General features: G+C 55.4%; 10 protein-coding genes. 8 read left to right on the top strand and 2 right to left on the bottom strand.

Translation table 11 applies throughout. The features are described 5' to 3' along the window. The first annotated feature begins 1 nt into the window (after nt 1). Nucleotides 2-814, top strand: a complete 813-nt coding sequence (locus tag ACH5Y9_RS00385; RefSeq protein WP_445368067.1) for a general secretion pathway protein GspB — start codon at nt 2-4, stop codon at nt 812-814. A 62-nt stretch (nt 815-876) separates the two neighbouring features. Here ACH5Y9_RS00385 and ACH5Y9_RS00380 read toward each other — a convergent pair whose 3' ends face one another. Both ACH5Y9_RS00380 and ACH5Y9_RS00375 read right to left on the bottom strand, forming a co-directional pair. Continuing rightward, a complete protein-coding gene (locus tag ACH5Y9_RS00380; RefSeq protein ID WP_445368066.1) occupies nt 877-2,364 on the bottom strand; it encodes a DcaP family trimeric outer membrane transporter in 1,488 nt (495 codons plus the stop codon). Nucleotides 2,365-2,367: 3 nt separating this feature from the next. Continuing rightward, nucleotides 2,368-2,946, bottom strand: coding sequence for a cytochrome c (locus ACH5Y9_RS00375; protein ID WP_445368065.1), 579 nt, complete (start codon nt 2,944-2,946; stop codon nt 2,368-2,370). 62 nt (nt 2,947-3,008) lie between these two features. On the opposite strand from ACH5Y9_RS00375, the gene glnE reads away from it, so the two are divergent. The 7 genes from glnE (at nt 3,009) to ACH5Y9_RS00340 (ending at nt 14,245) form a co-directional block, all read left to right on the top strand. Beyond that, nucleotides 3,009-5,882, top strand: a complete 2,874-nt coding sequence (gene glnE / locus ACH5Y9_RS00370; protein WP_445368064.1) for a bifunctional [glutamate--ammonia ligase]-adenylyl-L-tyrosine phosphorylase/[glutamate--ammonia-ligase] adenylyltransferase — start codon at nt 3,009-3,011, stop codon at nt 5,880-5,882. Between the two features lie 63 nt (nt 5,883-5,945). Continuing rightward, complete coding sequence (locus tag ACH5Y9_RS00365; RefSeq protein WP_051670306.1) at nt 5,946-6,578, top strand: ribonuclease T2 family protein; 633 nt, start codon at nt 5,946-5,948, stop codon at nt 6,576-6,578. A 100-nt stretch (nt 6,579-6,678) separates the two neighbouring features. Continuing rightward, nucleotides 6,679-8,325, top strand: a complete 1,647-nt coding sequence (locus ACH5Y9_RS00360) for a phospholipase D-like domain-containing protein (RefSeq protein WP_033158378.1) — start codon at nt 6,679-6,681, stop codon at nt 8,323-8,325. Nucleotides 8,326-8,502: 177 nt separating this feature from the next. Next, nucleotides 8,503-9,294: a hypothetical protein gene (locus ACH5Y9_RS00355; RefSeq protein ID WP_033158377.1), complete on the top strand. Its 792-nt coding sequence runs from the start codon at nt 8,503-8,505 to the stop codon at nt 9,292-9,294. After that, a complete protein-coding gene (locus tag ACH5Y9_RS00350; RefSeq protein WP_033158376.1) occupies nt 9,287-10,519 on the top strand; it encodes a DNA adenine methylase in 1,233 nt (410 codons plus the stop codon). Before ACH5Y9_RS00355 ends, ACH5Y9_RS00350 begins: the two co-directional genes overlap by 8 nt. A gap of 583 nt (nt 10,520-11,102) precedes the next feature. Beyond that, entirely contained in the window at nt 11,103-12,311 is a 1,209-nt protein-coding gene (locus tag ACH5Y9_RS00345; RefSeq protein WP_033158375.1) for an efflux RND transporter periplasmic adaptor subunit, read from the top strand. After that, nucleotides 12,308-14,245 (top strand): MacB family efflux pump subunit, encoded by a 1,938-nt coding sequence (locus ACH5Y9_RS00340; protein ID WP_445368063.1) that lies wholly within the window; start codon nt 12,308-12,310, stop codon nt 14,243-14,245. The genes ACH5Y9_RS00345 and ACH5Y9_RS00340 overlap by 4 nt, the downstream gene beginning before the upstream one ends. The last annotated feature ends 32 nt before the right edge of the window (nt 14,246-14,277 follow it).

Below are 14,277 nucleotides of genomic sequence, written 5' to 3'. Positions count from 1 at the left end.
TATGTCTTACATCTTGAATGCATTGCGCAAATCTGAACGAGAACGCCAAGCCATGCAGCCCGACTCGGTGACCAGCCGCATCGCTATCGAGCAAATGCCGGAACGACACGGCCTGACTAAGATCATTGTGGCGCTGGTCCTGTTGAATTTGGCGATTCTGATCTATTTTCTGGGCATCGCGCCGCAGGCACCCGCAGACAAAGTGCAGCCCCTGGCCAATATCGAAGAAGCGGCGCCGTTGATCGCGAAAGCAAATCCACAATTGCCGGCCGATAGTCCACCGAAACCGGCAAAGCTTGCCCCCACGCCCAAAACTGAGCCGCCTCGCAATCCGACGTCGGCAGCCGAGAAACTCGCCGCTAACACAAAACAAGCGGTTGAGCCGGTCGAGAGGGTTAAACCGGCCGTTGCGCCAGCGCAGCCGGTTAAGCCCTTACCGACGATAATCGCCGAAGCAACGCCGGCTAGCAAGCCGACAGCCGAGATAGAACGACAATCTAAACTTGTTCCGCAACGCATCGAAGAACCCAGTGAACAAGCCGTAGCAAAAAAACCGGAGCCACTCGCGCTAGCAAGGCCACAAAACGATTTACCCACCTTGCAAGACTTGCCGCCGGAAGTGCGCCTATCGTTGCCGAGTCTGCCGATTAATGTATTTAGCTATTCACCCACACCGGCGGAGCGTTTCGTGATGATAGACATGGTCAAATACGTGCCCGGCCAAACTATCAAAGACCAGTTGGAACTGAAGGAAATAGCAGAAGACGGAATCATCGTCCGTTATCAGGGCCGAGTGTTCAAGATCAAACGCTAATAACCGTTGGCGGCACACCTAAAAGCTTCCGCCCGACCCATTGGAATTTGTTGCAGCCAAATTCAAAAACTATATTTGGCTGAAAACTGCACGCGCTGTAACACGCCATCCCGACCATCGATCAACTCGCGCGTCGCATAAGTGTATTCCACGCCAAACATGGCCTGACTGACCGGGCTCCACAGCAAATTGGCATGCACGGACTGCACTTGACGGCTCAGCACAGTATTTGCGTAACTGGGGTAATCCGCCTGCGCAAAACCATAGGTAACATTAGATCGCCATTGCTTATCCCACCAATGCTGGTAAGACAACATCCCGCCGTAGGCATTGACCAGCTCGATAGCGCCATGTTGATCCAGCGCCGCGTCGGCGAAAGTGTTATTGGTGGACACGTAGCGCCCGTCGCCTTTGCCGTAATGCGCCATAAAGCGCATATTATCCAAACCGAAGGTACTTATCCGTCCGGCCAAGTTAACCCCGCCGCCCCACTCGGCTTGTCGATAACCCGTCGTGCCATGGGTATAGCGCAACTGCCTGCCGACCGCCGCCAAAGACACATTACCCCAATCCGGATTCAGGTTGAGCCTTGCCATCAAATCCGGATAACGATCAGCGTTGGGCGTCGTGTAATAACCCGCATCCAAATTGGGATTGGTACTTTTACTGGAAGAAGTCTCCAGCGCACTATCGACCCATAAACGGCTGCGCGGTGCCTCCAACGCCACTTGCCACTCCATCGGCGTATCCAGCCAATTAAACGGCTCGCTCCAGCGCACCAAGGGATCGCGCAGGCTCGCGACAGCGCCAGCAGAGCCACCCACATCCAACGTATCCGGCAATGCGGATACGTTGAGAAAGGTGGTCCAGGTTTGTCCGGCCAGGAAATGACCGATGGAGCCGTAAGCATGGCGCAAACGCGGCGTGTATGTGTACGTTGCCGGATCGCCGTAAAAGTCAAACTCGATATAGGTGTTGATGTCGCCCCAGTCAGTCGTCGGGGTAAACGATTTGAACCACAAGCGGCTTTCTTTGCCGTGAAAGGTGATTTGCCCACGTTCACCGGCCGCACCCACCGGGATTTGCGCCATCGCCAACTGCTGATCGCCCAGCCTGTCTCGCCCGGCGCTGACGCTGTTAAACAAGGTGTCCATTTTCACGAACCCGCCCAAACCCACCGAAGTGTCTGTGCCGGGAATTTTAAACGTGCCTTTCACATCGCCAACCGTCACCGCCGGTTTCTCTTTGGCCTTATCGCTCACCGAAGCGGAACCGGTGCCGCCCGTCGCTACCGCTGTCGGCGACGCCGCCGCAGCTTGCACCGTGCCGACCGGTGCCTTGCCGGCGGCAACTTGCTCGGCGCGGACATGCTGTAACTCCTGCTCCAGCTGTTCGATCCTGGCATTGGAACGCTCAACCTGGCTCTGTAATTGATTGACTTGCTGACTCAAGGCTTTCAGCAAAGCCTTAATATCTTCGTCGGCCGCTTGCGCGGGATTAACCATCCAACAGCACATCAACATGAAACATCGTTGTAGGAATTTGCTCATTTTCTAACCCCCCAGCTTTCTAAACAACGCATGACAAGAGGTACAGGTGGTATTGATTTCATGCAAGCTATCCGGAATGGCGTCTATATGATTTTGCTCGGCCAGCTGCTGCAATTGGCGCATCTCTTCGCGCAGCTTGCCGGCCAGGGCCAGAAACGTGGTTTGTTCGGCCGCGTTTAACTGCAAACCGGGCATACGGGCAATCATGATCTCGACAGTAGCCGCCAAATCCCGCGCCGCTTCGCCGATTTGCCTTGAATATTTACGGCGCTCCACGTCTAGTTGCTGTTCGGTCATAAACCGCTCCTGCATCAGGCTGTTCATCCGGTCCATCAGTTCATGCAAGCGCTTGTCCCGCACCGCATGTAAGGCCGGCTGGCCGGTTTGGCTGTGCCCACCCTGCAAATACGCATACTGATTATTTTGGCTACAAGCGCTCAACATCAATAGTAGTGCGGCTAGATACAGGGTTTTCATACGTTGCGCTCCGGTTCGATCAATCTGCATGATGCGGCGTTCAGCCGCATCATGGCCTGGTTTAAGTTTACCCGATTCCTGTGTGGATATTTTTTCAGCCGCCATCTAGGGTAGCGTCTGCAGTTTAGGTATCATGCTGCTTCCGTTCTTCCGACAGGATCCCGCCTATGTCACTTTTCGATTCGCTGTCCCAGCACACGGTACTGTTGCCGGATGAACTGCGGACTTTGGCCTCCGACTTTTGCACCAAGCTCGACGAAAAGCTTAGCCCGGAGCAACGCCAGGTTTTCGACAACGCCGTATTTTGCGCTTCGGTACTAAAAGTTTGTGTTTGCAGCCAATTTATCAGCGAAAGCTGGCTGCGCCATCCCGATTTGATTCCGGAGCTGGTGACATCCACCGATCTATTCGCCCCGCTACGCCGCGCCGATTACGCCGCCGCGCTGCAACAAAACGGCAATGCCGACGGTGAACCAGCCCTAGCCAGGCAATTACGCATATTCCGCCGCCGGGAGATGATCAGAATCGCCTGGCGCGATCTGGCCGGCTGGTCCGATCTGGACGAAACGCTGTCGGATTTAACCGCCTTGGCCGAGGCCTGCATTCAAACCGCGCTGGATTTTTTATACCGGCAGGCTTGCGCGCGCTGGGGTACGCCCACGCTGGCCGACGGCACGCCGTTTAACATCGTGGTGCTGGGGATGGGCAAACTAGGCGCCTGGGAATTGAATTATTCTTCCGACATCGACCTGATTTTTGCTTACGCCGAAGACGGCGTCCTCACCGAGAAAAAGGAAATTAGCTACGGCGAATTCTTCACCCGCATCTGTCGTTCCTTGGTGAAAATGCTCGACGAAATTACCGTGGACGGTTTTGTGTTCCGTACCGACGTGCGCCTGCGCCCGTTCGGCGACAGCGGCCCGTTGATCATGAATTTCGACGGCATGGAGCATTACTACCTGACCCAAGCCCGGGAATGGGAACGCTATGCGATGATCAAAGCCCGGCAAGTGGCGGGCGATTTCCATACCGGCAAACACCTGGCCGCATTAATCAAACCGTTTGTCTATCGCCGCTATCTGGATTACGGTGCGTTCGAGGAGTTACGTTCATTAAAATTCCAAATCGCCCAGGAGCTGAAACGCCGTGATCGCGCCGACAATGTCAAACTCGGCCCCGGCGGCATCCGCGAGGTAGAGTTCATCGGCCAAGCCTTTCAGTTGATCCGCGGCGGCCAGGACGTCGCCTTGCAGCAACGGGAAATCCAGACCATCCTCAGCGTACTGGAAGAGTTGGGGTTGATGATGGTCGAGGATGTGGCGACCTTAAAATTTGCCTACCGGTTTTTACGGCGCGTGGAAAACCACATCCAGCAATACCAGGACAGACAAACCCACGACCTACCCGCTAACCCGCTGGTACAGCAAATTCTGGCGTATTCACTGGACTTTGAGGATTGGAGCGCGTTCAAAGCCGAACTGGACCAGGTCCGCGAGTCGGTGCAGGATATTTTCGAGCAAGTGTTTTCGCTCAGCGAACAGGACAATAAACAGCAAAGCGCGCGCTTGATCTGGGCCAACCCCGCGGACAACGAACTGGCGCTGGAAGCACTGGCCGACTATGGCTTTGCCGATCCGCTGAACATCCAAAAAGCGCTCGTCAATTTTAAAGAATCGCATGCGATTAAACGCATGACCAGCAAAGGCGCCGGTGTCCTGGACCGGTTGATGCCGCAATTGATAGAACAAGTGGCAAACAGCGAAAAAAGCGATGCGAGCTTGCTGCGGATTCTGGATTTATTCGAAGCCGTAGCCGGCCGCAACGTCTATCTAGCCTTGCTGGCCGAAAATCCGGACGCGCTGAATCAGCTGATCAAGCTGGCCGCAGCCAGTCCGTGGATTTGCGAATATCTGTCGCTGTATCCGATTCTGTTCGACGAACTGCTGGATACCCGTTCGCTGTACGACCCGCTGCAAAAGCAGGCCTTGCGCGAGGACTTGCAGCGCGAACTGGCGCGCGTCGATACCCAGGACAGCGAACAACTGATGATTGCGCTGCGCCAGTTCAAGCATCTGAATGTGTTGCGGGTGGCCGCCGCCGACATCATGGGCGTGATACCGGTGATGATCGTCAGCGACTATTTAACCTGGACCGCCGAAGCCATTCTGGAGCAGGTATTGCAATGCGCCTGGCAAATGCTGGTCAGCAAGCATGGCCACCCGCCCGGCACCGGCCCCGATCCGCAAAACTTTGCGATCATTGCCTTCGGTAAATTCGGCGGTATCGAACTGGGCTATGGCTCGGATCTGGATTTGGTATTTTTATATGCCTGCGCCGACGGCGACGCGCAAACCAACGGCGAAAAACCGATCAATTCCGGCCAGTTTTATTTACGCCTGGGCCAAAAAATCCGCCACATTCTGGATACCAAAATGCTGTCCGGCATCCTCTACGAAGCGGACTTACGCTTGCGGCCCAACGGTGACTCCGGCTTGCTGGTCACGCATATTGACCATTACGAAGCGTATTTAAAAAACGAGGCCTGGACCTGGGAACACCAAGCCTTGGTGCGCGGCCGTTTCGTGGCCGGCGACGAAAGTTTGAAACACAGCTACGAAGCCATCCGCGGCCGGATTTTAGCCTTACCGCGGGATCGCGAAGAACTGAAAACCCAGGTGCGGGAGATGCGTGAAAAAATGCGCGACAACCTGGCCCCCAAAGACCCGGCAATATTCGATCTAAAGCAAAGCCAGGGCGGCATCGCCGACATTGAGTTTATCGTCCAGTTCGGCGTCCTCGCAGAAACCGCGCAGCAGCCGAGTCTAGCGACTTACACGGACAACGTCCGCCTGTTGGAAGGTTTACAGCAGCACGGTTTTATCTCGCCAACCGATGCCGCCTTGCTAAAACAAGCCTATTGCGCCTACCGCGATTACGGCCATCATCAGGTACTGCAAGGCCTCAGCGCCACCGCGCACGGCGACGAATTTCAAGAACTGCGCAAGGAAGTGGAGCGGATTTGGCAGCAGTTTATGCTCTGATACTGAGCTAAAAAATATAGACGGCGAATTCCTCGCCCTAAACTCTAAGACTTGGAGAAATTTATGAAAGCTTGGTTACTGCTGTGTTTGGCAGCGTTCTCGACCGCCCTGGCCGCCAACGGCAAGCCCGGCAAGTTTGATGGGTATGTGCTGGCCTTATCCTGGTCACCCACCTATTGCGAGGAACAGCCCAAAGACCGCGAACAATGCGGCAAAAAACTGGGTTTGGTACTGCATGGCCTTTGGCCGCAATACAACGTTGGTTATCCAAGCTTTTGCACCAAGGAAGCCTACGCACCTAGTCAAGCTCAAGCGTTTCCAGAGCTTTATCCGTCCGAATTTCTGTTCGAACACGAATGGGAAAAGCACGGCACCTGCTCCGGATTAACCCAAGCCGGTTATTTTCAATTATCGCAAGCACTGAAAAGCAAAGTCGCCATCCCGGAGGCCTACCAGCGGCCGCAAAAACCTTTCCGAACCACAGCCGAAGTTTTGAAAAACGCCTTTGCCGACGTCAACCCCTGGCTGAAAGAGCAAGCCATCGCCCCATTCTGCAGCGGCGGCGGACGGTTTTTCAAGGAAATGTTCGTGTGTTTGGATAAGAGCGGCGCGACAGCTAGTTGCAGCGCCGACGTGGTGAAAAGTGCGGCGAAATCTTGCGGGCAAAAGGATTTTTTGGTGCGGAATATTAAATAGCTGCGGGGGCTTTACAGCGATTTCTTGACGCTTGCCAGCCTCGCAACCGAGGGTTAACAGACCTAAACTTGTCATCCACTCTATCTAAACGGAGACGGCCATGCGTAGCGAAATTAATATCAGCCCCAAGGGCTTGCAAGTCAGAGCGATCGCCGGCACCTACGTGGTGCTGCTGGCATTTACCTGCCCGAAAGCCTATTGCAGCGGCTTGCTCGGCTTCGGCATCCAACGCACAGACCATGAAAACGGCGAAATCACTTGGCTGCGCGGCTTAAAGCGCTTCGAGCTACCCGGCGACGACGGCTCCAGCGTTAGCAGCCGTCATCACCCGATCCAGAAATTTCATTGGGGTGACTACACTACCAAGCCTGGGCGCAGTTATACCTACACCGTCCATGCGCTGACCGGCAAACCAGGCGCGTTAAAGACTTTCGATTCGGTAGCCGTGCAAGTCAATTGCGAACAACCCGCCGCCATCGGCAGCCAAGGTCATGCGGTGCATTTCAACCGCAGTGCGGCTGCCAGCCAAGCTTTTGCATCGCGCTTTCCACATTTGCCGGCCGGCGAGATTGTCGATGAAAATGCGCGCCGCTGGCTGTCGCGCGGCCTGGAGGAGGCCTTGATCGCCTATATAGACGCGGCCAAAGCCAAACAGGGCTTACATTTATTTTTATACGAATTTGCCAAGGACGCATTTTTCGAGGCACTTAAACGCGCGAAGCAACGCAAGGTCAGGCTGGAGATTTTGTACGACGGCTTGCTGGACGCCAAAGGCGACGGCCCTTCACTCGACGCGCTGCCGCAGATCAAAAAATACGGTTTGAAAAGCGTCTGCAAAGCCCGCACCGGTGCCGGTTTGAATATCTCGCATAACAAATTTATGGTGTTGAGCAACGGCAAAGGCAAACCGCTGTCGGTGTGGACCGGCTCGACCAATTTCACCGATAGCGCGATTTACGGGCAATCCAACGTCGGCCACGTCATCAGTGATGCCACAGCCGCCAAACAATATTTCGAGTGGCATCAAACCGTCTGGAAAAACCCCAGCTTGCCCGGCGCCGACTCGCGGAAAGTCGCGATGGGTTTAACCCAACCGCCGACCACGACCGCGACGGGTTCGCATCTGGTACTAAGCCCACGCAAATCCACCGAAGCCATCAACGAATGCGCGGAATGGGTAACGGCAAGCAAACGCCTGATTTGCTTTACCGCGCCGTTTGCCATGCACGACGACCTGGAAGCGGCCCTGGCCGCAGCGCCTGCTCACGTCTTGGGCTTGTTGAACACCCGCAGCGTAGTCGGTCAAGCCTTGCACGACGCGCCCAACACCCAATTGGCGGCCAGTGCCGCTATAGATGAAAAATCCATTTTGGAGCAATGGCAAGGCCGGCTGCTGGCCGAATCCAAACATCATTCCGGTGTGCATGTGCATACCAAAATCCTGCTGGTAGATCCGCTTTCCGACAAGCCCTTGGTCGTCACCGGCTCGGCCAACTTCAGCACCAATTCCTGCCGTTACAACGACGAGAACCAGCTATTCATCATCGGCGACACAGCGGTCGCCGACGTGTATTTGGGCGAGTTCATGCGTATGTTCGATCATTACTATTTTCGCGACTATGTCAGCTGGACCGCCAAACAAAAGAAAACCGATCCCAAAGCCGGCTTTCTGGACCCTACCGACCAATGGGCTTTGCGATTTTTCGACGGCGGCGAGCGCGAGGCGGCAAGGTTGGCGTTTTTTTAGTTGAGTTAGGCAAGTCTTTAGCGAACCAATTGTTTGGATTAAGTGGCATTCAATGGGCCTCTTTATCCTGAATACAGACGGGCGGTCAATTCCAGGGATTCGGCCTTTCTGATTGTGGGATAATGGAAACGCCGCCTTTGAGGCGGCTTTTAGACCAAGAATGAAGAGGAATCGCCGGTGGCGACAGAGAAAGAGTTGTTGAAGAAGTTTTTAGACCCGCTGAAGGTATGCAAGCGGTACAAACCAAAGTTTGGACAGGGAAATAAAGAAGAAGGCGTATCCCTTCCGCAGTTTCTTGACTTGTACGGGGCCGACCCGTTCTATGCGTGGTGCGGCCTGAATTCTGAACTGATGTATGCAGCCCACAAAGCCGCAGGCGGTATGACCTCGGTGTACCGGCAAATCGGCAAGGGGTGCGAGAACCTTTTTCGTGAAATCATCATCGATGCCACGGGCTACACGGACAGGAACAGCGCCACATGGTCCTACAAGACTAAGACGAGCGCAGGGAAAGACAAAACACTCTCGCTTGATGGTCGCCTCCAATTCGATGACATTACGAACGCTGCGGTGAAGGCACGGGTGAACGAGTGGGTTGCCGAATACTGCCGAATTCTTGGTGCGAAGATCCCCGACCACGGCGCGGTGTTCGAGGTTCGTCAGGGGTACAAGAGCAAGGATAGTAAACGGCAGAACGGCGATATCGACAACATCGCCGTAGCTTGGGCACAAGGCTACATGCCCGTGTTTGCCATCTTCTCCGGTCAGATTGACGGTGATTTGGTCCTTCGCTATCAAAACAGCCGAGGTGGAGTTTTGGTCGGTCGTGCAGACGACGCATCGACCGCATCCCTGTTCGCCTTCTGCAAGGAGGTCTTGGGCTTTGATCTTGCCGACTTTTTCAAGCGCAACTCCCCCGCAATCCAGAAGGAAGTCCAAGAAGCGCTGGAAGCCTTGTTGAATGCTTGAAGTCACGCGCCATTCCGTTAAGCAACGCTCGGACCTCACGTTTAAGCATAACAAGTCGCTCGGTCGCCACGGCTGGCTCCGGCTTACTCCGGCCTACTCTGTAAAGCTGGTGAAGGAGATAATCGCCAGATTCCCCCCCAATATTGCGATTCTTGATCCGTTCTCCGGGACTGCGACCACGACACTTACGGCGGCGGAGCATGGCAACTCTGCGCTTTCATTCGACATCAATCCGTTCTTGATCTGGCTTGGCAATGTGAAGTGTCGGTCATACTCGTCTGATCACTTGGCCTTAGTGCAAGACGGTGCGCAACAGGCTATCGCTCGGGTTCCCGCCTTGATGAAGAAGGACAATTGGACCCCCCGCCTGTTCAACATCGAGCGCTGGTGGTCAGCCGATACACTCCAAGCTCTAGCGGCACTTCGGACAGGGCTTGTCGAAGTGTTCGGAGAGCCGGCGAAAGATCGAGCGACCGGGCTGGCGTGGGTGGCCTTCTGTCGGTTGGTGATAGAGACTTCTGCAGCCGCCTTCAATCACGTGTCCATGTCATTCTCGTCGGAGACGATAGACCACGAAGTCGAGCATGTGACAGACCTGTATCTAGTCATTCTCGATGCCGTGCTTGCCTCTAGCGGTACCCAGCTACGCGGCCAGGGGGCGGTTGTTGCGGTGGATGCCCGCGCTATTCCAGAAATGGGGCGGCGCTTCAACCTTGTCGTCACCTCCCCCCCTTATCCGAATCGCATCAGCTATATTAGAGAACTTCGCCCATACATGTATTGGATGAAGTTTCTTGAAGAAGCCCGAGAAGCGGGTGAGATGGATTGGAAGGCGATAGGCGGCACTTGGGGGATCGCTACAAGTCGCCTAAATGAATGGGGACCAAATGGCAAAGTGCTCCCGGAGGTTCTAACTGATGCGGTTGGACGCATCGCAAAGAGCGACGGCAAGAATGCTCAGCTCATGGCGACCTATGTGCTCAAGTACTTCTATGACATGCACCTGCATTTATCGTCGCTACCAAACGTACTGGAGCCGGGTGCAGAGCTTCATTACATTGTCGGCAATTCCAGCTTCTTCGGAAACATGGTTGATACCCCAGCGATTCTGACTGCCTCCCTGCTGATGCTTGGGTACGAAAACACTGATTCGATGGTCATACGGAAGCGGAACTGCAACAAGGCGCTTTTCGAGTATGACGTTACTGCTCGTTGGCCGGGGTAATTACATTTAGGATCAATTTGGGAGTATTCCTCCAACTCAAATTGCCTATTCAATGACAGCAAGCTGCGAGATGCCGGCCACAATCACTCGATTGTATGACCGCGACCGGCGGCAAAGGCCGTGTAATTAGCTTACAGGCTCAGCACTATACGACTGGAAAGGTCACAAACCTACCCCAGGGCCGTAGGGTGGATAAGCGAAGCGTCATCCACCTATTTGCGTTCCCATGGTGGATGGCGCTTCGCTTATCCACCCTACAATTTTTATTATTTGAATGGCCGATTTAAATTTTAAACCGACATTCAAGATAAATACACGAACTTCCGCGTTGGGTCGACTGCGACTACTTCCCTGCTTGATTGACGCTAACCAAAATCCGATACCTCATCTTTACCAAGCTTTACCTTCCCAGTATTGCCAAGCCCGATACCAAAGCATAAACTCCCTGCAGACTTGGCGGGCGGCTTGAGCTAGCGTTCCTGCATCCCGCCAAGCCATATCCTGCTATCCGCTGTCGAAGCCATCGCCACTACTGCCGGTCGGGAAACTATCCGTCATCCTCAAGTAGACATACATTATTGCCATGCAGCAATCGCTCGTTTCCTCCCCAAACCGCCGGCGTCTGCGCTGGCTTGCTCTGTTTTTATTGGCTATCGCGGTCGCAGTTGGCGGCTGGTATTTTGCCAAGCAACCCAAACACGCAAACCAGGACAAAGCCGATAGCGTGGAAGTAACGCTGGGCGATCTGGAAGAAAACGTCACCGCCCAAGGCAAGCTGGAACCCAAGGAATACGTGGATGTCGGTGCGCAGGTGACCGGCCAGTTGCAAAAAATCTACGTTAAAATCGGCGACAACGTCCAGGCCGGCCAATTGCTGGCGCAGATTGACCCACGGATCTACGCCGCTCGCGTTGCGGCCGACGAAGCCAATATCAAAAATTTGCAGGCGCAACTGGCCGGCCAGCAGGCGCAAGTGGTGTTTGCCCAACAACAATACGACCGCAACCGCGAACTGCTGAAAAGCCAGGGCGTCAGCGTCCAGGACTTTCAGAACAGCGAATTCACCTTGAAAAACGCCAAAGCTACCGCCGAATCGCTGCAAGCCCAAATCGAACAGGTGCAATCGACTTTAAACGGCGACAAAACCAATCTGGGTTTCACCAAAATCTTTGCCTCGATGGACGGCACCATGGTCGATCAGAAAGCCCGCGAAGGTCAAACCCTGAACGCCAACCAAACCACTCCCACCATCCTGCAACTGGCCAAACTGGATACGATGACAGTGCGCGCTCAAGTGGCCGAGGCCGACGTGATGCGCCTGCGTTCGGACATGCCGGTGTATTTCACCACGCTGGGTTCCGGCGAACGCCGCTGGCAAGGCGCGGTGCGGCAGATTTTGCCGACACCGGAAGTGATCAATAACGTGGTGCTTTACAACGTGCTGGTGGATGTCGATAACCGCGACCGGCAACTGATGACCGGCATGAGCACCCAGATGTTTTTTGTGCTGGGCAAGGCCGAACAAGTGCCGCTGATTCCTGTGAACGCACTGGGCCCACGCCAACGCAAGGAAGATAAAGCCAGCGGTCATGCTTACCAAATCAAAGTCCTTACCGAACAAGGCGTGCAAGACAAAATCGTCCAAATCGGCTTGAGAACCCGGCGCTTTGCACAAGTGCTGGATGGCCTGACCGTCGGCGACAAACTACAAATCAACGCCGGCATGGACGACAAGGCTAAAAACCGCAAAAACAATCAAGGCTATCCCGGCGCCGGAGTGCCCAGACTATGAGCACCCTGCCCCTGCTGCAACTTGAGCATATTCAACGCTTTTACCCCAACGGCGATGCCATCGTCCGCGCGCTGGACGATGTCTCGCTAAGCATCTGGCCCGGCGAATTTGTGGCGATCATCGGCCAGTCCGGCTCGGGCAAATCCACATTAATGAACCTGATCGGCTGTCTGGATAAAGCCGATGTCGGCAGCTACCAAGTGCTGGGGCAAAATGTCGCGGATTTAGACCCTGACCAACTGGCAGAGCTGCGCCGGGAAAGCTTTGGCTTTGTCTTCCAACGCTACAACCTGTTGAACACAGCAACCGCCGCCGAAAATGTGGAAATTCCGGCCTTGTACGCCGGTCTACCTAAAGCCGAACGCCAGCAACGCGCCTTGCAATTGCTCGGCAAACTCGGTTTGGCAGAACGCAGCGGTCACAAACCCATGCAACTATCCGGCGGCCAACAGCAACGGGTGGCCATCGCCCGCGCCTTGATGAACGATCCGCCGGTCATCCTGGCCGACGAACCTACCGGCGCGCTGGACAGCCAAAGCGGTACGGAAGTGATGGCCCTTTTGAAAGCTTTGCATCAGGAAGGCCGCACCATTTTATTGATCACTCACGACGATAAAGTCGCCGCCCACGCCCAGCGCATCATTCATATCGCCGACGGCAAAATCGTCAGCGACGGCACCCCCAATCAAAGCGGACAGCGATTGGCCCCGCCCCAGCACCGCGGCATCGGCGCGGCTGGTTTGCTGGCCGAACTGGGCGAAGCCGCCAAAACCGCGTTGCGATCTTTGCGCGCCAACTTGTTTCGTACCTCCCTGACCTTGCTGGGCATTGTGATCGGCGTCGCCGCCGTGGTCACCATGCTGGCGGTCGGCCAGGGCAGCCAGGAAAAAGTGCTGGATCAGATGCGGGCGATGGGCACCAACACCTTGTCGATTCGCCCCGGCCTGACCGGCTTTCGCGGCGGCGGCGACGTGGCGACACTCACTTTGACCGACGCCGAGGCGATAGCCGAACTGGACAATGTCGAATGGGCGTCGCCCGAGCGCAGCAGTCGCTTGACGGTGCGTTACGGCGCCGTCGATTACGCCACCAGCGTGCAAGGCGTCGCGCCGAGCATGCCGATGGTGCGCGACTGGCCGGTCGGCAGCGGCGACTTCTTCGACGAACGCGACCAGCGCCGCTATGCGCCGGTGATGGTGCTGGGCGAAACGGTGCGCAAACTGCTTTTTGTGGAAGGCGAAGCCCCTATCGGCCGCTTTGTGATGATAGGCAATATTCCGTTTGAAGTGATCGGCGTGATGTCGCCCAAAGGCGCCGACGCGATGGGCAGCGACCGCGACGATGGAGTGTTTGTGCCGATCAGTACCGGTTTGATCAGGCTGTTTGGTCAAAAATATCTGGGCGGCATCACCGTCAAGGTTCGCGACTTGAACAAAATTGACGACACCCAACAAGCCATCAGCGATTTGTTGATCGCCCGCCATCAGACCGAAGATTTTCGGATCCGCAACATGGCCTCCATCATCGAATCGGCCACCGAAACCCAAAATACCTTTACCCTGATGCTGGGCATCGTCGCGGCGATTTCCCTGCTGGTCGGCGGCATCGGCGTGATGAACATCATGCTGGTCAGCGTCACCGAACGCACCCGCGAAATAGGCATCCGCATCGCCACCGGCGCCCGCCGCCGCGACATTTTGCTGCAATTCAATACCGAAGCGGCGGTGGTCTGCACTTTGGGCGGATTGATGGGCGTATTGTTGGGTTTTGCTGCCGGTTACGTCCTGAAGTATTTCGAGATGGCGGTATTGTTCTCGCCGTTGCCGGCGATATTGGCCTTTTCCTGCGCCTTCGGCACCGGCCTGCTGTTTGGTTATTTACCGGCCCGCAAGGCCGCTCATCTAGACCCGGTCGTGGCTTTGGCGGCGGAATGAATAAAATGGTTAACCTTGACTTCAGGGACTTT

This window comes from Methylomonas sp. BW4-1, from assembly GCF_052474385.1.
The sequence above is the reverse complement of the archived record's forward strand: the minus strand, read 5'-3'. Positions and strand labels throughout refer to the sequence as shown.

Excerpts from the sequence above, each read along its gene's own strand:
- ACH5Y9_RS00380 (WP_445368066.1), bottom strand. The coding sequence starts at position 2,364 with ATGAGCAAATTCCTACAACGATGTTTCATGTTGATGTGCTGTTGGATG.
- ACH5Y9_RS00345 (WP_033158375.1), top strand. The coding sequence starts at position 11,103 with ATGCAGCAATCGCTCGTTTCCTCCCCAAACCGCCGGCGTCTGCGCTGG.
- ACH5Y9_RS00340 (WP_445368063.1), top strand. The coding sequence starts at position 12,308 with ATGAGCACCCTGCCCCTGCTGCAACTTGAGCATATTCAACGCTTTTAC.
- ACH5Y9_RS00360 (WP_033158378.1), top strand. The coding sequence starts at position 6,679 with ATGCGTAGCGAAATTAATATCAGCCCCAAGGGCTTGCAAGTCAGAGCG.
- ACH5Y9_RS00350 (WP_033158376.1), top strand. The coding sequence starts at position 9,287 with ATGCTTGAAGTCACGCGCCATTCCGTTAAGCAACGCTCGGACCTCACG.
- ACH5Y9_RS00365 (WP_051670306.1), top strand. The coding sequence starts at position 5,946 with ATGAAAGCTTGGTTACTGCTGTGTTTGGCAGCGTTCTCGACCGCCCTG.
- ACH5Y9_RS00375 (WP_445368065.1), bottom strand. The coding sequence starts at position 2,946 with ATGGCGGCTGAAAAAATATCCACACAGGAATCGGGTAAACTTAAACCA.
- glnE (WP_445368064.1), top strand. The coding sequence starts at position 3,009 with ATGTCACTTTTCGATTCGCTGTCCCAGCACACGGTACTGTTGCCGGAT.
- ACH5Y9_RS00385 (WP_445368067.1), top strand. The coding sequence starts at position 2 with ATGTCTTACATCTTGAATGCATTGCGCAAATCTGAACGAGAACGCCAA.